Here is a 16,869-nt window from a genome sequence, read left to right on the forward strand (position 1 = left end):
TACCCACCAACCCTCGGAATTATGCGGAGTAAAATCCACCGCAAACACCGGCAAAAGCAGGCTTCAGCGGCCAACACTTCGCATAATCCCGCTCTCTGCATAATCGACATTGCCCGCGTAGATGCGGAAGTGCGGGCCCTTGTCGGAGGGGTTGTCGATGCGGGCGATGCGGGCCTTGACGTTGAGGGCCAGTGTGCGGATCGAGCCGGTGAAGCCGTTTTCGGTGGAGGTGAAGGTGCCGATGGTCGCCATGTCCAAGTTCCTTTCGGTTGTTTCGGGCCGCGCCCTTCGCGGCCTCGATGGCTGTCGCACGGATCGGGGACGATCGGACCGCACCCCGAAGGGGCCGAAACGAAGTGGAGGGCGGCAGGGAGCGGCTTTGTTGCTCCGCGAGGAATGCGAACGCAGTTTGCAGGGGAAGAAAGTTGGGACGGCCGTTGCGGGAGAACGATCGAGGCGAAGCCGGTCTCCGATCAGACATGCCTCATCGAGCCCGCGGAGGACGTGGCTTATGACAGCGGCGTGAGGAACTTGGACGTGGCGGCCCTCGTCAGTATGCTCCCTTTGGCGGAACAGCCCGGGCGCGAAGCCGTTCCCCCGTTTCTAAGTCACAACGTCAACTTCGGATGAGAAAAACTCGGCCAGCCGGGGCAGTTGCCTCCGGTTGTCAACGCGATATTGTCGGGCCGCGATTCGTCGCCTGGAGGATCTATGCGTCAGCAGACAAAACCGTTTATCATCGAAATCAAGCAATCCCGAAAGCTGAGAGCCACCGATCGAAAGCCGTCGATCTGGGGGAAGCTGGACCTCACGTCCGATCAGCACGCGCTTGCGGTTAGCGAGCCGAAAGAGCTGTCGGCCGTTGCGGGTGACAACGACCGACCTTGACGTCTCCTACGCAGCCGCTCTCTTGTCGGACTGAATGGGCTGGAGACCGTGCAGGAAGCTGACAGCACGCTGGGCATGGGCTGCCGCCTGAAAAATGGCCCGCTTGTCGTCGGAGAGGACCTTCAGCCACGAGCCGAGGTAAGACGCATGGTCCGGCCGTGGTTCCAGCTCCGGCGCGATTCCGAGATCGGCGCATAGGAAGCAGCTGCCGAGCTCCGCAATCAGTTCTTCGCGAGCTCGCTCGGTCTTGTCCTTCGCATAGCGGCTGAGATCGCGCCCGACACGATCGGCGCGCGCCGTCCAATGGCAACTTTCGTGACTGAGCGTCGCCACGTAAGACGCGGCGTCGCGAAAGGTCTCGAACGGCGGCATCTGGATGTGATCCGTGACCGGCGAATAATAGGCCTGCGCCCCGCCATGCCGGATAACGGCACCCGTGTTGCGGAAGAAGCGATCGGCCTGCTCGACCCGCTCGACCGGATCGAGCACCGGACCCGGTCGGTGATGGTAGTGTTCCGGCAGCCCGTCGATCTGCTCGATGTTGAAGACCGTGTATGCCTTCAGAAACGGGATCTCCCGGTCGACTTCTCCACCATTGCCGTCCGCCTCGGACTTGGTGAAGCGGCTGGCAAAGACGACCGCCGAACCGGTCTCGCCCTTGCGCACCGCCGCTCCCAGTTCGAGTGCCTGCCTGAACGTCATCCACATGGGTGAAGCAAAGCCGCGCGCCATTCCTTCCGACCATAACAGGAGAATGTTCATGCCCGAATAGGGCTGGCCGTTGTATCGCAGCGGCCGGCTAATCCGGCCATCCGTGTTGGCCGCATGCCAGGGTTTCATCCAGGGTTTTACACCCTTTTCCAGATCGGCAACGATCCTGTCCGTGATCCGTGCATAAATGTCGGCGCGTTCGCCCTCGGCTTTCCTGCTCATGTCCTTATTCTCCGTTTTGGAGACCGCGCCCATCGCGGCCCCGTCGCGGAGGTCCGAAGACAGGAGCGATCAGGCGGCCGGCAGCACCGGAACGGCCGCAACGGAGTGAAGGACGGCGAAGCCGTTGCGGCAGGCCGCCGGCTCCTGCAGGACCACCGACCAGGACGGGGCCGCGTGGCGAGCAGGGCCCCTGTTTTTCCTTCTCTTCCTTGGCGCGACATGGAAAAGGGCCAGTCCCAGAGGAACCGGCCCGAGGATCAGTGAGAGGGAAAGGGCGGAGCCGAAGCTCCGCCGGAAACGGCTCAACCGAGAGCCGCCATCTGCGCTGCGGCCGCCTTGCGGTCGAGCGACTGGCCGGGGTTATCGACCGGGCGGTCGAAAGGCTTCCAGGCGTCGCCGATGACGTGGCCGTAAGCTGCGACCGCGCCCTCGGCCGCCATCCGCAGCGCGTGGGACTGTATGCCCATGTCGGCGGCGAATTCACGTTTGCGCTGCGCGGCGCTGTCGTAGCCGACCGGGCCATCGAGATCCTCGTCGCGGGCGTCGTTTGCCGATTTGGCGGTCGCGTCGCGAGCTTCGGAGACTGCGCGGCTGTAGAACTGGCCGGCTCCGTGCGCCGAGCTGACATAGGCTCCGACGATCCGCTGGAGATGGATCTGCATCGCCTTCTCGCCGAGGCCGTCCGAGAGGCCATCGGCGGTCTCAATGATCAGACGCTCGTGGAGTTCACGGATACCGTCGCTGTCGACCACCGCGGTTCCAAAACTCTCGGCGATCAGCATTGCCTGGGCGGTGTCCGGGCAAGTGAGCCTGACCATTTCGAGGGTTGCGCCCTTGCGGAGCGGCACGACGCGAGGCGAGGGTCGATGGGTTGCGGCTTTGGCCATGGGATCTTCCTTTCGTGGTTTGCGTGCGAAGCGGCTCCGGCCCCTGCCGGTCTGCCCTTCGATGCGATCGACAGGAACCGGCTGAGGACGGGCGCTTTCACAGGTCCGGGGCAGCTGGACGAGCGAAACGGGTTTGCGGACAAGCGGGGTAAAACCCTGCGAAGGACGCGGGGCCGTTTTGCGAGGAAGGCTGCACCGGCCGCTTCGCGGCGCGCCAGCGGCCTTGAAACGATCGGCCGCCGGTTCAGACCGCAGCGATAACGAAGGGCGGCCGGCAGGGGTTGGGCTGTGACATCGAAACCCCGGAGGAGAGAACCCCTTGCGAACGACAGCCCGCATTTCTCTGCCAGCGCATCAGCCCGCACCAAAAATGCGCCTCCCGGGCAGGCTCACACCGCCGCACTGTTCGCGTCATCGCCGAGCGTCATGCGCATGGTGGCGATCGCCCGCTCCTGGCGTTGGAGTTTGCGAGCCAGGGCAGCGATTTCCGTTCGCCGCTCGAAGGCGAGCCGCTCGACGTGATCCTGAAACAGCTCTTCGTCGGAGCGCGTCCACCGCGACCCGCCCCGGCGGTGCGAACGGGCTTTCGCCTTCTCGGTGACCGCTATGCGCTCGGCCCGGCCCGTGATCTGCCGCTGAATGCGATCGAGATGATGGCGCGTCTCTCGCCGCGCCGCCTCCATGCGGGACAGAAGGACGCGGGGACTGACCGGATTCATGGACTGGTCACCCGCGCCTGCCAGCCGACGAACGACGAGGGTCCGTCATAGGTAGGGTGCCGTGCCGTATCGATCACGAAGCCAAATTGGCCAACCTCGTACTCGTCGCTTGGCACGAGATGGCGGCGTTCTTCCACATCGGTTGCCCGGACCCCGCCGATCGTGGCGATGACCTCGGTCATGCCGACATGCTGATCCGAACGCAGCGCGGAGATGACGATCCAGTCGCTGGCCTGCTCGCGCTCAAAGGCGCGGCGATCCTTTTCATGAGATTCACCGGGGGCAAGTGGCCGGCCGAAAATGGCTTCCCAGGCCTCTGGCCAGCTATCCCGCACCGTCCTATCGGCGCACTTGCGCTCGTATCCGGTAAAGAGGTTCGGATAGGCAAGGGCAACTGCGGCCCATGCGGCATCTTCTTCGTACCAACCACCGGCGCAATGCAGCATCGGATGGATTTTGACATTACGCTCGTCGGACAACTTGATCCCGCCATGTCCTGCCGTTGTGTGGGAGACGATTCCTTCCGCGTAGACGGTGGCGCCCTGTGACGGTCCCCATGGCGTGGAGCAGTTCATCCGGACAGTTTGCCGGGCGAGCGCCCGGAGGTCTCGGACGTGCTCGGCCTGCTCGATCATCCGTGCCCGAAATTCCGTCTGATCGGCAACGGCGCCATGATGCGAGTAGAAGTCGTCGCGCTTGAGCTCGGAAAGCGGCCGTGATACCCGCCAGGCACTGGCGAGAAAATGCTGGCCATCACGTCCCGACACCATGGCGACAACGAGATCGCCGACACGAGCGACAGGCAGGCCATCGGCGCTGCGGCTGAACTCCAGCCCCGGCAAATCACGGGTGGAGGCTACTTTGGGTTGGACAGCAGGCGTGTTCATGCCGCGACCCTCCCTTCGACATGGGCGGCCGCCACTTCATCGGCAGTGACCTCTTCCAACACGGCATTGGGATAGCCATGCCGGGTCAACCATTCCTCCGCCGATTGGCGACTGGCGGCGAGGTGGACGAGCTCGGCGTTGTCGCCGGCGCGGTCGAAGACCCTGATATGGCCGAGCTGCGGGCGCTCGATCACCTTGAATGTGAGGTTGCTGTCGAGAGAGAACGTCCTGTGGATACGGATAGTGATGTCGCCATTGGCGCCAAAGTCGCCCTCATGCAGCGTAAAATCCGGCGACAGCCAGACATTGCCGATGCCACGCTTGCCCTGCTTTTGGATCAGCCGACCCTTGCTGTTGCGGTTTTCCCAGGCGGCAAGCTTTTTCCTGTGGCGTTCGGGCGGGCGGGGCGTGCCGTCGGACCAGGTAACAATCGCGCCGATCGGGGCGAGGTCATAAATCAAAGACGCGGACATGCGTGTGCTCCTGTTTTGAGGTGTGGAAACAAAGCCGCCGCCGGTGATGGCCGGCGGCGGTATCGATCAGAATGACGTCGTGGAGAGGGTTACTCGGCCGCAATTCCGTAAGCGGTATCGGGATCCTCGGTGCTGGTGTCAGCGGCGGCTTCATCCAGCTCTTCGAGCCCGGTTTCGGCTGGGTTGCCACCGTCCTCGCCTTCCGGAACATGGGGTTTGTCGACCGCGCCGTCTTCGATCGACGGATCAAACTCACCGTCGGCGCCGTCCTCGATGCCGACCATCGGTCCGTCGATGGGTGCATCTTCGTCCTCGCTGCCATGCTCCATGTTCTTGACCAGCCACTCGGCCAGCTTCGCGTCATCGGGTGCAAAGAAGGCTGCCGGATGCACGAAGCGTTCGTCCTTGAAGTGCTCGACAAGGGCAGCGCGGGTGTCCCTGACGCGCGGGCGGGGGGCGACACTCGTGCCACCGCAGGACGCTTCCAGCGCGGGGCGCGAGAGGCACGCGAGGAACTCCTCCGTGCCCATGTTCGGAAGATGGGCGTCGGCGCCGATGGCATCACCGGCGATGCGGGCAACGATGCCGCTGTCCGAGCGATTTGTCCGCGCCGACAGGGCGCCGATCAGGGTCAACCTGGCCACGACGCGAAGCGTATCCATGTCGAACTCCAGCTTGCCGCTTTCGCCGATCAGCCGGACGGCATGCCGGGCGAACCGCCTGGACCCGTAGAGTTGCCCGGAGGCCTCGGCGCCGGAGTCGACCGAGACGTTCTGCCCGGCAAACGCAAGCACCAGCATTGCCAAGAGGGTATCGTCCTCGATCGGCGCCCGGGCCAGCGCCTCATGCAGCGCGTCCGTGCGAAAATCGCCGATCATGTCGACGCCGTTTCGGGTCACGTCCGGCCGCATCTTGGCTGCAACATCGATACCCTCGTTTCCGTCCTCACCGCCGAGCTCGGTCGAACCGGCCTTGCCCTTGGCTTTTCTGACCTCCGGCATCCTGAAGTGAGCAGTCTGCACCTTGCCGTCACGGTCGAGATACATGGCGGTGCAATCGCCCTTGCCGGGCTTGCCATAGATACGCTCCGCCTTCGGCGGCAATTGCGGCTGACCCCAGTTGTTGACCTCGACGATGGCGCCCTTTTTGGGAAGGTTGCTGCTCATCCATTCCTGCTGCGCGCCGAGAAATGCTTCGACGTTGGTGGTATAGCGGTTATCCTCGTCGGCCGGTCCAAACAGGTCTTCGGCCCACTCGATGCCATAGGCCTGGCGAAGATCGTCGCCGAAACTGGCGTCACGCGCGAACATGCGGGTCTTGGTGAGGCCGTTTGCGATCGCCCACCAGGACGCCGTGTCACCCTTCTTTGGCTTGTGGGCCTTCCAGACTTCCTTCTGCTCGTCGAGCGACGCCGCGGAAATCGTGCGAAGCTGCTGCTCGTTCGGCATGTCGCCCTTGGCCATGTGGTCGAGCATCGCTGGCAGGACGTTGGCGAGCAGGCGAAGCTTGCGGATCTGTCTCACTGGCAGGGCCAGCGCAATCGCAATCGCCTCCTCGGTCCAGCCGAGTGCAACGAGGCGCTCGATGCCGCGCCATTGGTCAACCGGATTGAGCGGCTCGCGCGCGATGTTTTCGATCATCGAGCGCATGGCGCCATTGTCGTTGGCCGCCTCGACGACGATGACATCGATTTCCTTGATGCCCGCTGCGATGGCCATGCGGGTGCGCCGGTGTCCGGCTTCAAGGACATAGCCGTTGCCGCCGGCTTCGGCGAAAATGACGGGCGGCTGGATGACGCCTACGGCCTTGATCGTCGCAAGCAGCAAGGCGTCAGCCTGGGGCGTCGATTTCGACTGGCGCGTATTGTCGGGATTGTCCTTCAGCGCGCGCGGATCGACCTTCATCAGTTGCATGGGAGCGTTCCTTTCCGAGATGCGGATCCGGCCTTCTGCCGGTCCTTCCTGTCTTCATTTTTCCCTGAAGACATCTCCCGGACCGCAAAGCGGCCCGACCGTCGCAACTGCGGGCGAGCGGCCCTGCCGCGAAGGACAAGCAGGGCTAACAGCCTTGCAAAGGACGAGTGGCCGGGCTGCGCAGGTGGCGGTTGAGCGACAGCGGCGACGGGAGGACCGATCTGCGACGGATTTCTCCTTCTTCTTTCCCAATTCCTTCCAAGCGCTTCGTGCCTACCCGCGCCGCAACTCACGCAGTTGCAGATGTACTAGAAATCGCCCTAAACTAGTATTCCCGCTGCCCCCGGCAGAAGCACGCGGGATGAGAGCGGCAAGATGCACAACCAGAGGGCGGCTCACTGCTGGCCCTGTCACAACGAGAATATGAGAATGCGTGTAACCTAGATTGGCGATAGCAAGCCGACCACCACGGGAGGGGACTATGGGATTTCTGCAGATTGCGAGCTGGAATATTGAACATCTTAGCGGCGCGCCGCGCGCGGAGCGAAGGCAGAGTGCTTTCGCTCTTGCAGATCACATCGAGATGTCAGGGATTGATGTCATTGCGCTCCAAGAGGTCTACCTGACCCCCACTGACGCGGAAGTTCGGTTGGGGGAAAATCAACCGGTCATACAAAGCCGCGCAAAATCGGATCGCAGGAACGCCGATCTGGATATCGTGTGTTACCTCTTGGAAGAACACCTGGATGATCCTTGGGCATACGAAATCGTCCCCAACCGCCAGGCTGGAGATAAATCGCAGCTGTGTGCTGTGATGTGGAATACACGACGCTTGACCCTCGACAAGATCACGGCTTTGGACGTTAGCCATGAAGATGCAGAGGACGCTCTTTGGGATCGCAAACCTCATCTGTTCAGCTTCAGTTCGGAAATTCTGGTCTGGCGACGCCCAGAAAATGGTGACTGGCAGCAACTTCCGGAGAAAAGAAGGCTTGGTTTGGTGCCGCTGCACATGAAGTCTAACTATGGCGGCGTAACCCAGAACCGAAGGGTTAGGGGGAAAGAAGCTGTCAGCCTCTGCGCGGCAATTGCGAGGGTCCGAGCGGATATCGACCCAACCTTGGTGTTGATCGGTGATACTAACATTCTCAACAACGCCGAGCCCGCAATCGAGGCATTCATCGATGGCGGCTTTATCGATCTCAACAACAATGACAGTGCCACGTATTGGAGCGCACAATACAAGGAAGCGCCGTTCGACAGAGCCTTCGTGGCAGTAGATCGTCCGGAATTTCGATACACAAGACAGTACGTATTGCGGTCATCCGATTTGACGGCTCACGATCGTTTTCTGTCGGATCACTATATGATCAAGATCAGCGTCAAAGACTATCTGGACGATGCCGACCCCAGGTGAGCGCCGGTCGAAATGTGCGTCAGCCCATGGTGGAGCAGGTCGTCGCCGATCAAAAAAATGGGCCGTCGGAAGAACCGAGGCCCATGAAGTGTGAAGGTCAATAACCTCCAGAGGGGAACAGCTGTTGCGGCGGCACTGGGAGGAGACCGCCATGTGCATCAGCTGTGTGCACAATGATGATATTTTGATCAGATGGAAAACATTTATTGTGCAATGCACCTATGTGCATGCTGCACTGCTTCCGAAATCAGCCAGCCTCTCTGGCAGTGGCCCCTGCCTCGCGCGCCTCGGCCGCGAGCTCTGCCTCAACCGCCCGGAGCTGACGACGCATTTCGACCAGCTCACTCGCGAAGGCAAAATCGCCACCCTGACGGGACTGGTAGGAACCGAGACGCCGGCGCGCTTCCTCCAGCCGCTGGCGATAGCGTTGCCGCTCGCCGTCGAAATCATCCAGCGCATGCTCGAGGCGGGAGACAGCGCCGAGCGGCGTCACGGTGACGGCGAGATCGATCTCGTAGTCCGCGCCCGTGCGCTGAAGCATGGTGGTGTAGCGATAACCGTCAGACCTGCCGAACCGCTCGCCGTCATAGACGAGATCGAAGCCACCAATGGAGGCGATGACGATCTCACCCTCATGTTGAAGCTGGACGAGGGTCAGGATTTCCTTCATCAGCGCAAGGCCGGCGTCCTTTCGTGCTTCGTATGAAACGCCCGTGACGGTCATCGTGAAGGCATCTCCCGACGTCGGAACAAGGCGTTCAATATCGCGGCCGATCTCGCCGATCCGCCGGGTCGATACCTCAATGTCGCGTTCGGCGTCCCGAAGCTGCCGGCGCACCGCGAACAGGTCGTCATCATGGGCGGCGCGCAGCCGTTCGAGCCGAGCGATATCGGCTTCGAGCCCGGCCTTCTGCATCAGGCGCTCGTCGCCCGAGGCAATCGCCTTGGCCATGGCGAACTGGTTGGCCTGGCCTTCCCCAAGGTCGTCCAGCCGGCGGATCGAAGTGTCGCCGGAAAGGGCAGCAGTGATGAAGCGAGCCTTGCGCTCGTTGTTCTGCCACATGGAGGCATCCAGTGACCCTTGCGTGGCGTAGGCGAAGATGTCGACGATATCGTGCTGATTGCCCTGGCGGACGATACGGCCCTCGCGCTGCTCGATCTGTGACGGCAGCCACGGCACATCGAGATGATGCAGCGCCTTCAACCTGAGCTGGGCGTTGACGCCGGTGCCCATCATTTCCGAGGAGCCGATCAGGAAGCGCACCTTGCCCGATCGGACGTCACCGAACAGTCGCTGCTTTGCCTCGGTCTTCTTGAAGTCCTGTATATAGGCGATTTGCGACGCGGGCACGCCCAGTCGGATCAATTCGTCACGGATCCAGCGGTAAGCAGAGAAGCCGCGTGTCTTCTCGACATTGATGGTGCCGAGATCGGAGAAGATCATCTGCGCAGCGCCCGGAAGCTCATAGGGTTTGCCGTCCGGCAGGTAGTAGATATTCTCCGACGTTTCCTTCCAGATGCCAAATGCGTTCTCAATGAGGAGATTGAGCTTGTTGCCCGGCTCGTTGTCGTTTGCCGGAATGACCAGGCGCAGGTCGATCGCCGCGTGTCGGCCGTCGGTGATGACGGATAGCAGGATATCGTCGCCGGGCTGGACCGGCCCCTCGCGCATCTCGATAGCCTTGATGCGGCTGTCGAGGACTTGCTGATAGAGTTTGAAGTCCGCCGTTGGCTGCGCCGTCAGGATCTGCCGACGGCCGGTCGAGAGGTCCGGAACCTTCACATATTGCTTCAGGTCCTCCGGCATCACCACATCGGCGAACGAGCGGAACATGGCGATCAGCTCCGGCACGTTGACGAAGCTCGCGAACCGGCTCACCGGCTTGTATTTGCCGGACGGCTGGATTTCGAGTTCGGTCGTCGTGTCGCCGAAGGTCGAGGCCCAGGCGTCGAACTCGTGAAGCCCGCGTTCACGGAGCGCCTCGTGGCCGAGCAGGCGCTGGATCGAAAACATCTCACCGAGCGTGTTGGTGATTGGCGTGCCGGAGGCAAGCACGAGGGCGCGGCTAGGATTCTTGGTCTCGATATAGCGGGACTTGACATAGAGGTCCCAGGCCCGCTGCGATCCGTTCGGGTCAATGCCTTTCAGCGTCGACATGTTGGTCGCAAAAGAGAGTTTGCGGAATTCCTGCGCCTCGTCGACGATGATCTGGTCGGCGCCGATTTCCGACATCGAAAGAAGGTCGTCCTTGCGGGTGGAGAGCGCTTTCAACCGCTCTTGCAAACCTTCTTTCAGGCGCTCGAGCCGCTTGCGCGACACCCGATCCTCGCTGTCCACCTTCGTCAGAAGATCCTCGTAGAGCTCGAGCTCGTCCTGGATCATCTGGCTCTCGAACGCCGACGGCACAGCAATGAACCTGAAGGCCGAATGGGTGATGATAACAGCATCCCAAGTGGCCGTGGCGGCGCGCGACAGGAAACGTGCCCGCTTGTCCTTGGTGAAATTCGTCTCGTCGGCGACGAGGATACGAGCGTTCGGATAGAGGGCGAGGAACTCACGCGCCGCCTGTGCGAGGCAATGGCCTGGCACGACCAGCATCGCCTTGGCGATCAGGCCGAGACGGCGCTGTTCCATGATGGCGGCCGCCATGGTCATCGTCTTGCCGGCGCCGACGGCGTGCGCAAGATAGGTCGAGCCGGAAGAGATTATCCTCCAGATTCCGCGCTTCTGGTGCGCGTAAAGCTGGAAGGTACCGCTGGCGCCGGGTAATTGCAGGTGCGAGCCGTTGAAGTTTCGAGGCGCGATGTTGTTGAAGCGGTCATTGTAGACTCGTGCCAGCCGGTCGGTCCGATCAGGATCGGTCCAGACCCAGTTCTGAAAAGCTTGCCTGATCTTTTGCAGCTTGTCGCGGGCTGCTTCGGTATCGACGACATTCAGGACACGGCGTTCGCCGCCAACATCCTTGAAGACGTCGAAGATTTGCGGAACCCGGCTGTTCAGGGCATCGGCCAGCAGTTCGCCGGCATGGCGGCGCGCCGTGCCCCATTCGGAGGTGCCAGTGGCGTTGTAACCAAGCTGCCGTGCCTCGACGGTCCATGACCCGAGCTCCGGCATGTGGTGGATCCGGATGTCGGCATCCATCGTCTCGTGCACGAAGGCGACGACATCGGCAGCCGGGATCCATGGCGCGCCGAGACGGGCGGTGATGTCTGAGGGACGGAGGTCCGCGGGCTGGACATCCTGCAACGCGCGGACATTGCGCTCGTATAACGGATCGAGCGTGGCCGCCGCTTCGGCGACCGTTAGCTTCGTGCGGACCGGGCCTGAAAGGTAAGCGTCAGAGGTCTGCCAGGAGCCATCGACGGGATCGCGGAAAATAGCGTCACCGAGTTCGCCGATCACAGCGTCGGGGTCGCGATGCAAAAGCTCGGCAATATGTTCGGGATCGACGCGGCCGCGCTCGTTGAGAACGACGGCGAGCGCATCGGCAGCACTGGTGATGACGGGTGGTGCCGGAGGAGAGATGACCCGCTCCGAGAAGATCGGGCCGGGTTTTGCCGTATCCGTTTCGAGGTCATAGTCTTCGATCGAGGCGACCAACCAGCAATCCGGGTCGTCCAGGAACGGCTGAATATTCGGACGACGATGGATCTCGCGGACCTCGCCGCTGTCCTCATCCTCCGAGATCGAAACCGTCGTGTGGTTGATCGGCCCGAAGTCTCGGACGAAGCTCGACCAGGCGATGCGCAGCCGAATCTGTAGATCCCGCCACGGCTGATCGCGTTCCTGCGCTTTCAGCACCTCGCGCACGGCGTCGCGGATCGGGATCAGCTTCTTGATGATCCGGACATGCTTTTCGGACAGGCCGTCGCCTGACCTCCCTTTCCGCACCGAAACCGCTACCGGTGCACCGTCGATCATTTGCATGAGACCGTGTCGGTTATTGATGAAGAAGCTGCCTTCGCGGACCTTGTCGTTGCCGGAGCGGAGTTCGACGGTCTCGCCCAGTTCCTCTTCCGGATCGATGTCGATCCGCGTCGGCTCACCGTCATACAGATCCTCCGGAAGAAGAGCGATCACGGCCTTCAGTGCCGTTTCGAGATCTTCACCGGCCCGTGGCTGGCACGTATAGGTCTCGCCGAACGGGCCAGACGTCAGGGCGTGCTCACCGAGTACGAAGTCCGGATGCTGGGCGAACCAGCGGTTCACGCGGATTGCACCCTCGTCGGATGTGGCCGGGCACACCTCTTCCAGATCGAGCCACGACAGATCACCCTCCGGCTCGCCGCCCTTGCGCTTGCGAAAGAACAGGATGTCCACGATCACATCCGTGCCAGCGTCTCGGCGGAAGCTGCCCTCGGGGAGGCGGGCGGCTGCGACCAGATCGGCGGACCTGGCGATATGCTCTCGAGCTGTGCTGTCCGCCTTGTCCATCGTGCCGCTGCTTGTCACGAACGCGGCGAGTGCACCGGGCTTCAAGAGATCGATCGAGCGGGCGATAAAGTAGTCGTGCAGCCGCAGACCAAGCGGACGGTACCGCCGATCCGACCGAACAGTTCGGTCGGAGAAGGGTGGATTGCCGATTGCGAGATCATAGATCGCATTGAGATCGGTGCGCGCGAAGTCGGCGTTGATGATCCGCGCCGTCGGCTGAAGCAGCCGGGCAATCCGTGCCGTCACTGGATCGAGTTCGATGCCGGTGACATGGCTTGTTTCTCTGAGCACCTTTGGCATCAGCGCCGGAAACAGGCCCGTGCCGACCCCCGGCTCAAGCACGCGGCCCCCGCGCCAGCCGAGTCGCCGCAGGCCCGCCCAGACCGCCCGAACGATGAACTCGGGAGTGAAGTGAGCATACTGGGTACAGCGCGCGAGCGAGGCATAGTCGGCATCGGTGACGGCGCTTTCCAGCGAACTGCCGAGGTCGTCCCAGTCTCCCCGGAAATCGATTTCGCCTGGACGCCGGAACATGCCGTTTGCGAGTTCCGATGCGCCAAAACCGGTGAAGCGGATCAGCCTCGCCTGCTCGTCACGGGTGGCGTGTCGATCCTGCCTCTCGATTTCGCCGGCGACGAGGATAGCTCCGACATTCGCCTTCGCCCGTTCCTTCCAGGTCGCGGCCAAGCCGCGATCGTCGCCGTCGTCGAGATGGAAGTTGGCCCGCGCGCCTTGTCTCCGCGTCGCCGGCTGCTTGGCAACTGGTGGAGGCAATGCCGGCGTAGGGGAGGGCGGCGGCGGATCGGGATCGTCGTCATTGGCGGCGAAACCACCGAACGTGGTGGCGCCCAGACCAAGGCCAGACGACAATGCAGTGCTGCCTGATATATCGAGGGTGAAGGGATCTTGGGACATGGAAGCTCCTTTTCGAGGATGTGCGCCATCGCCCACGGGACAGGTCCCGCGGCCGCGAAGGCGGATGAAAATGAGATGCGGGAATTTGGGCCTGGTTCGTCCGGCTGCAGCGATCGCCAGCTACGAGCGCGAAAGTACGGAGAGCTGCATCGTTTCCGTCGCAAACTCCGCCCGCAGATGCGTGGCTTCCGGATGTGTGGACAGCATGGCTTCCAGGCTGTCAGCGTCGATGAAGACGACGCCGTCGTCTCCCCCGAAACACCGGCGCTTGTAATGCCAGTAGTCCGGATTGATCTTCGGATCGCACTCCTCGGCATAGACCACGAGTGCTTTCTGGCCATCCGCCAATTTGCCGTTGGAAAGCAGATAGACGCCTTCGTCGCCGACGATCCACAGGCCAGGCCCTTCGTCCTTACCCGGGAGAAGTCCATAGTGGGGATTGCGGAAACCGCCATTGGCTGCGGCGTCGATGAGTCCGCGCGCGATTACCGCACGGACCTCGATCACACTGAAAGTGAACATGGCCTCTTCCTCACGCGGCGATCGGGGAGGGAAGGTGGCGAAGATGCACCGGAAGCTTCGCAGCGACCTCCTCCTCGGTGAGTTCGTAAAGCAGCTTCAGGAAAGTGCCCTCGTTGCCGCCATAGAGCATCACGGTGCGCTTGCCGCGGGCGGACTGCGGCCACTTGTCTCCGGCATAACCGCGGTAATCGTCGGCAGTCGTGCTCCAGATATGCTCGAGCCGCTCTTGCCGCGTCATGGCCCGGACCGGACGGCTTTCGCGCTCGATGATGGCGACGCGCATCGTTTCAACGGATGCCTTGTCGGAAAGATCGCAATAGCCATGGAAATAGCGGATCGCCTCGTCGATCCTGAGTTCGAAGAACACTGATGTCACAGATCCGGTCATGAATTCGCGCATTGCGAACATGGAACCCCGGATCCAGAGCGGCGGCAGGATCTCGAACATGTAATCATGCTCGGTCTCGCCGATCTCGAACCATTCGCCCGAGTAGAGCGGCGCGGCATCATCGTCCCAACGGTCAGGGCGCTGGGCGTGACGGTCGAACATGCGGAACATCTGCTGGCGGCTTGCGACGCCCTGAAAAACCTTGGCGGTTGCGGGAGAGGGGATCATCTGCGGCTCCTTGCGCGTTTTCGGACCGAAGTGCGGCGCCGTCATTTCGACCTCGCCATCCCCTTCAATCCTTCATGACCTCTTCCGAGCCGCCGGCATCGTGTCCGGCCGGGTCAAGGGCCGGCTCAGCCGGGCGAAGCCTCCCTTGACGCGGGCGGCGGGAATGCGGCACGCGTCCTTCCCTTTTTTCCCGTTTTTCCATTTGCCTGATCTTCAGGGTCTCGTTCCAGTCCTCCTCGGGCGGCCGCAGCCGCGTCCAGTCGCAGCCGGCATCTTCGGCGAGCGCCCGCAACCGCGCGGCAAACAGATCGCCCTGGGAGTTAGCGTCGGTCGCCGCGACCAGCTGGGCGTCTGGTCTGGAGACCAATTCCCTCAGCGCGGCTTGCGTGGCTGGCGACCAACCGCCGCCCGTACTGAGATAGAGCGTTCCGTCACGCAACCCTTCGATTGCCGCGAGACTCATGGCGTCGATCGCCGCTTCCGTGACCGCCAGGCGCAACGCAGTAGGTGGCCCGATACGGAAGAGGACCTTCGTTCCTCCAGAGGCGAACCCCCGGTATTGCGGGCCTCGTGCCTCCCAGCCGGTCACGACGCCGACATCGTCCGTATGAGCTGCCCACATGCTGCCATGCGGACCTTCCCGCAGAACGTCTTTTTTGAGCGCCGCGCGGAGCAAAGGCGCCGGCAGCCAGCGCTCGCTATTGAGGTAACGCCATGTCGAGGATCCGGGCCATGGTCTGCGGCGCGCCTGCCAACGCTCAACGAGAGAGGGGTGGAATCCTCCATCATGCATCACAGGCTTCCACTCCGGTTCCGTGATCTCGAAACCAACCAGGTCAGCGACCCGCTCGACGCACTCGAGAAAACCGACATGGTCGAGATGCTCGACAAGCCCGAAGACGTCGCCTTTCGCATCGCTGAGCGGATCGAACCACCCGCGCCCCTCATGCGTGACGATGATTATTTCATGGTCGCGGCGAAATTTGATCGCCCGCCGGGTGCTTTCCTTGACGTCGATGGCGAACCGCGCCTGTTCAAGAACAGCTGCGCAGCTTACCCGTTCACGCAGCGCTTCTATGTCTCTTCTCTTCATTCTATTTCCGATCGCCCGTCGATCGGCCTCCGTTGCCTTCCTTGCCCGTCATTTCGCGGGCACCTTCGGCCAGCCGCGAAGAGCAAAGGCGGCAAGGGCGCGGCTGGCAATTGTTGGATCATGCAATGCCGACCGCGGCGAAGCCTCCCTTGCGGCGTGCTGCTCGCTAGGGGCACGCCAAAGGCAAAGGCCGGCTCAATGCGCCGGCCAGGGGAAAAATTCGTGCACGATCGCAAGATCGTCATCGGCGTCGATCTCGTCAGAGGGCAGGACGCCGTACTCGCCGTCGACTTCGAAGACGGTGACCGGGACCATCAGGTCGCGGGAGAGCTGGAAGGCGTGGGACTGTGCAAGGGAAAGATCGTGCGACATTTGAGAGGCTCCATCCGGGAGCGGGCCAATTCCCGCTCGATGGCTCCTCAAAAGGCCTGGGTCCGGGCGCGATCACCGCGACGGCGAAGCCGGTGCGGCCGCAGCTTGCTAGCGGACCCTTTACGGGTTGATCGTGGAAGATCCGGAACCGGGCCAGGACGCCATCACAGACAAGCGGGATTGTCATGCTTCGGCGGTGACGCAGGTTTGCGCACGGCTTTCACACCTGTGCACTTTGCTTTCCGCCGCTTTCGGCAGCAAGCTCGGTTCCGTTTTCAAGCCGGCGGCAAGAGCGCCTGTAGAAATCTATCAAGTCATTCACTGAGGTCGGCTTTCTGGAGCGCCTCCTTTATCGATTTTGCCTTCAATGCGGCCAACGCATTTTCCAGGCAGCTCTCGATATCGGCGACGTTTTTGCCCTCAATGAAAGCGATTTCGGCGACGGTTCTGCCTCGAGATATCCACCGAAGGCAGGCCTTTTCAAACGGCGAAAGTCTCCATTCCTTCATGACGAAAATCGCACTCCGTTGCGCAGAGGTCGGCGGCAGGTCTGGTACCGGGCGCCAGTATTGAAGTCTCGGCAGGAGCCAAGACGGCGATGCCGCCGAGACCTGTGTGACGGCAGCCGACGCGCCCGCCAAGTTCAACGGCGTCGATCCGTACGCCTACTTCGCCGACGCGATCACCCGCATCGTCACCGACCACCCGCAAAGCCTTCTTCAAGGCCTGCTGCCCTGGGCCTATGCCCCAATGCCACTCAGGGCATTGGCCTGAAAACAGCGGTTACGGTCGCCAGAAC

Annotated in this window: 15 protein-coding genes and 2 pseudogenes; 4 read left to right on the forward strand and 13 right to left on the reverse strand. The window is 62.2% G+C overall.

Annotation, left to right across the window (positions count from 1 at the left end; all coding sequences use genetic code 11):
- Positions 1-102: 102 nt before the first annotated feature.
- Positions 103-252: pseudogene (locus M2360_RS17510) on the reverse strand (DUF736 family protein); the annotation flags it as partial.
- Positions 253-711: 459 nt separating this feature from the next.
- Here M2360_RS17510 and M2360_RS17515 point away from each other — a divergent pair.
- Complete coding sequence (locus tag M2360_RS17515) at positions 712-888, forward strand: hypothetical protein (protein WP_280776557.1); 177 nt, start codon at positions 712-714, stop codon at positions 886-888.
- A 6-nt stretch (positions 889-894) separates the two neighbouring features.
- On the opposite strand, the gene M2360_RS17520 is transcribed toward M2360_RS17515, so the two are convergent.
- The 6 genes from M2360_RS17520 to M2360_RS17545 form a co-directional block, all read right to left on the reverse strand.
- A complete protein-coding gene (locus tag M2360_RS17520) occupies positions 895-1,821 on the reverse strand; it encodes a zincin-like metallopeptidase domain-containing protein (protein ID WP_280776688.1) in 927 nt (308 codons plus the stop codon).
- Positions 1,822-2,123: 302 nt separating this feature from the next.
- Positions 2,124-2,708, reverse strand: coding sequence for a hypothetical protein (locus M2360_RS17525; protein ID WP_280776558.1), 585 nt, complete (start codon positions 2,706-2,708; stop codon positions 2,124-2,126).
- Positions 2,709-3,097: 389 nt separating this feature from the next.
- Positions 3,098-3,427: a hypothetical protein gene (locus M2360_RS17530; protein WP_280776559.1), complete on the reverse strand. Its 330-nt coding sequence runs from the start codon at positions 3,425-3,427 to the stop codon at positions 3,098-3,100.
- Positions 3,424-4,314, reverse strand: a complete 891-nt coding sequence (locus tag M2360_RS17535) for a hypothetical protein (RefSeq protein WP_280776560.1) — start codon at positions 4,312-4,314, stop codon at positions 3,424-3,426. The genes M2360_RS17530 and M2360_RS17535 overlap by 4 nt, the downstream gene beginning before the upstream one ends.
- A complete protein-coding gene (locus M2360_RS17540; RefSeq protein WP_280776561.1) occupies positions 4,311-4,787 on the reverse strand; it encodes a hypothetical protein in 477 nt (158 codons plus the stop codon). The genes M2360_RS17535 and M2360_RS17540 overlap by 4 nt, the downstream gene beginning before the upstream one ends.
- Positions 4,788-4,876: 89 nt before the next feature.
- The gene (locus tag M2360_RS17545) at positions 4,877-6,700 is read right to left on the reverse strand and encodes a ParB N-terminal domain-containing protein (RefSeq protein WP_280776562.1); all 1,824 of its coding nucleotides are present in this window, start codon (positions 6,698-6,700) and stop codon (positions 4,877-4,879) included.
- Positions 6,701-7,181: 481 nt separating this feature from the next.
- On the opposite strand from M2360_RS17545, the gene M2360_RS17550 reads away from it, so the two are divergent.
- The gene (locus M2360_RS17550) at positions 7,182-8,117 is read left to right on the forward strand and encodes a hypothetical protein (protein ID WP_280776563.1); all 936 of its coding nucleotides are present in this window, start codon (positions 7,182-7,184) and stop codon (positions 8,115-8,117) included.
- A gap of 247 nt (positions 8,118-8,364) precedes the next feature.
- Here M2360_RS17550 and M2360_RS17555 read toward each other — a convergent pair whose 3' ends face one another.
- Positions 8,365-13,086: a DEAD/DEAH box helicase family protein gene (locus M2360_RS17555; protein WP_280776564.1), complete on the reverse strand. Its 4,722-nt coding sequence runs from the start codon at positions 13,084-13,086 to the stop codon at positions 8,365-8,367.
- 69 nt (positions 13,087-13,155) lie between these two features.
- Here M2360_RS17555 and M2360_RS17560 point away from each other — a divergent pair, with 69 nt between their 5' ends.
- Complete coding sequence (locus M2360_RS17560) at positions 13,156-13,437, forward strand: hypothetical protein (protein WP_280776565.1); 282 nt, start codon at positions 13,156-13,158, stop codon at positions 13,435-13,437.
- 150 nt (positions 13,438-13,587) lie between these two features.
- Here M2360_RS17560 and M2360_RS17565 read toward each other — a convergent pair whose 3' ends face one another.
- The 5 genes from M2360_RS17565 to M2360_RS17585 all read right to left on the reverse strand — a co-directional run bounded on the left by M2360_RS17565 (position 13,588) and on the right by M2360_RS17585 (position 16,579).
- Entirely contained in the window at positions 13,588-13,989 is a 402-nt protein-coding gene (locus M2360_RS17565) for a DUF3085 domain-containing protein (protein WP_280776566.1), read from the reverse strand.
- 10 nt (positions 13,990-13,999) lie between these two features.
- Positions 14,000-14,605, reverse strand: a complete 606-nt coding sequence (locus tag M2360_RS17570) for a DUF1419 domain-containing protein (protein WP_280776689.1) — start codon at positions 14,603-14,605, stop codon at positions 14,000-14,002.
- 64 nt (positions 14,606-14,669) lie between these two features.
- A complete protein-coding gene (locus M2360_RS17575; RefSeq protein ID WP_280776567.1) occupies positions 14,670-15,698 on the reverse strand; it encodes a DUF3991 and toprim domain-containing protein in 1,029 nt (342 codons plus the stop codon).
- A gap of 195 nt (positions 15,699-15,893) precedes the next feature.
- A complete protein-coding gene (locus tag M2360_RS17580) occupies positions 15,894-16,070 on the reverse strand; it encodes a hypothetical protein (protein ID WP_165505568.1) in 177 nt (58 codons plus the stop codon).
- 314 nt (positions 16,071-16,384) lie between these two features.
- Complete coding sequence (locus M2360_RS17585) at positions 16,385-16,579, reverse strand: LuxR family transcriptional regulator (protein WP_280776568.1); 195 nt, start codon at positions 16,577-16,579, stop codon at positions 16,385-16,387.
- Positions 16,580-16,709: 130 nt separating this feature from the next.
- Between M2360_RS17585 and M2360_RS17590 the strand changes: the two are divergent.
- Positions 16,710-16,844: pseudogene (locus M2360_RS17590) on the forward strand (transposase domain-containing protein); the annotation flags it as partial.
- Positions 16,845-16,869: the final 25 nt, after the last annotated feature.

Source organism: Rhizobium sp. SG_E_25_P2, assembly GCF_029892285.1.
GTDB lineage: Bacteria > Pseudomonadota > Alphaproteobacteria > Rhizobiales > Rhizobiaceae > Rhizobium_E.

What these genes read in the sequence shown, in the direction of transcription:
- M2360_RS17515 (WP_280776557.1), top strand. Translation starts at nt 712, where the DNA reads ATGCGTCAGCAGACAAAACCGTTTATCATCGAAATCAAGCAATCCCGA.
- M2360_RS17520 (WP_280776688.1), bottom strand. Translation starts at nt 1,821, where the DNA reads ATGAGCAGGAAAGCCGAGGGCGAACGCGCCGACATTTATGCACGGATC.
- M2360_RS17525 (WP_280776558.1), bottom strand. Translation starts at nt 2,708, where the DNA reads ATGGCCAAAGCCGCAACCCATCGACCCTCGCCTCGCGTCGTGCCGCTC.
- M2360_RS17530 (WP_280776559.1), bottom strand. Translation starts at nt 3,427, where the DNA reads ATGAATCCGGTCAGTCCCCGCGTCCTTCTGTCCCGCATGGAGGCGGCG.
- M2360_RS17535 (WP_280776560.1), bottom strand. Translation starts at nt 4,314, where the DNA reads ATGAACACGCCTGCTGTCCAACCCAAAGTAGCCTCCACCCGTGATTTG.
- M2360_RS17540 (WP_280776561.1), bottom strand. Translation starts at nt 4,787, where the DNA reads ATGTCCGCGTCTTTGATTTATGACCTCGCCCCGATCGGCGCGATTGTT.
- M2360_RS17545 (WP_280776562.1), bottom strand. Translation starts at nt 6,700, where the DNA reads ATGCAACTGATGAAGGTCGATCCGCGCGCGCTGAAGGACAATCCCGAC.
- M2360_RS17550 (WP_280776563.1), top strand. Translation starts at nt 7,182, where the DNA reads ATGGGATTTCTGCAGATTGCGAGCTGGAATATTGAACATCTTAGCGGC.
- M2360_RS17555 (WP_280776564.1), bottom strand. Translation starts at nt 13,086, where the DNA reads ATGTTCCGGCGTCCAGGCGAAATCGATTTCCGGGGAGACTGGGACGAC.
- M2360_RS17565 (WP_280776566.1), bottom strand. Translation starts at nt 13,989, where the DNA reads ATGTTCACTTTCAGTGTGATCGAGGTCCGTGCGGTAATCGCGCGCGGA.
- M2360_RS17570 (WP_280776689.1), bottom strand. Translation starts at nt 14,605, where the DNA reads ATGATCCCCTCTCCCGCAACCGCCAAGGTTTTTCAGGGCGTCGCAAGC.
- M2360_RS17575 (WP_280776567.1), bottom strand. Translation starts at nt 15,698, where the DNA reads ATGAAGAGAAGAGACATAGAAGCGCTGCGTGAACGGGTAAGCTGCGCA.
- M2360_RS17580 (WP_165505568.1), bottom strand. Translation starts at nt 16,070, where the DNA reads ATGTCGCACGATCTTTCCCTTGCACAGTCCCACGCCTTCCAGCTCTCC.
- M2360_RS17585 (WP_280776568.1), bottom strand. Translation starts at nt 16,579, where the DNA reads ATGAAGGAATGGAGACTTTCGCCGTTTGAAAAGGCCTGCCTTCGGTGG.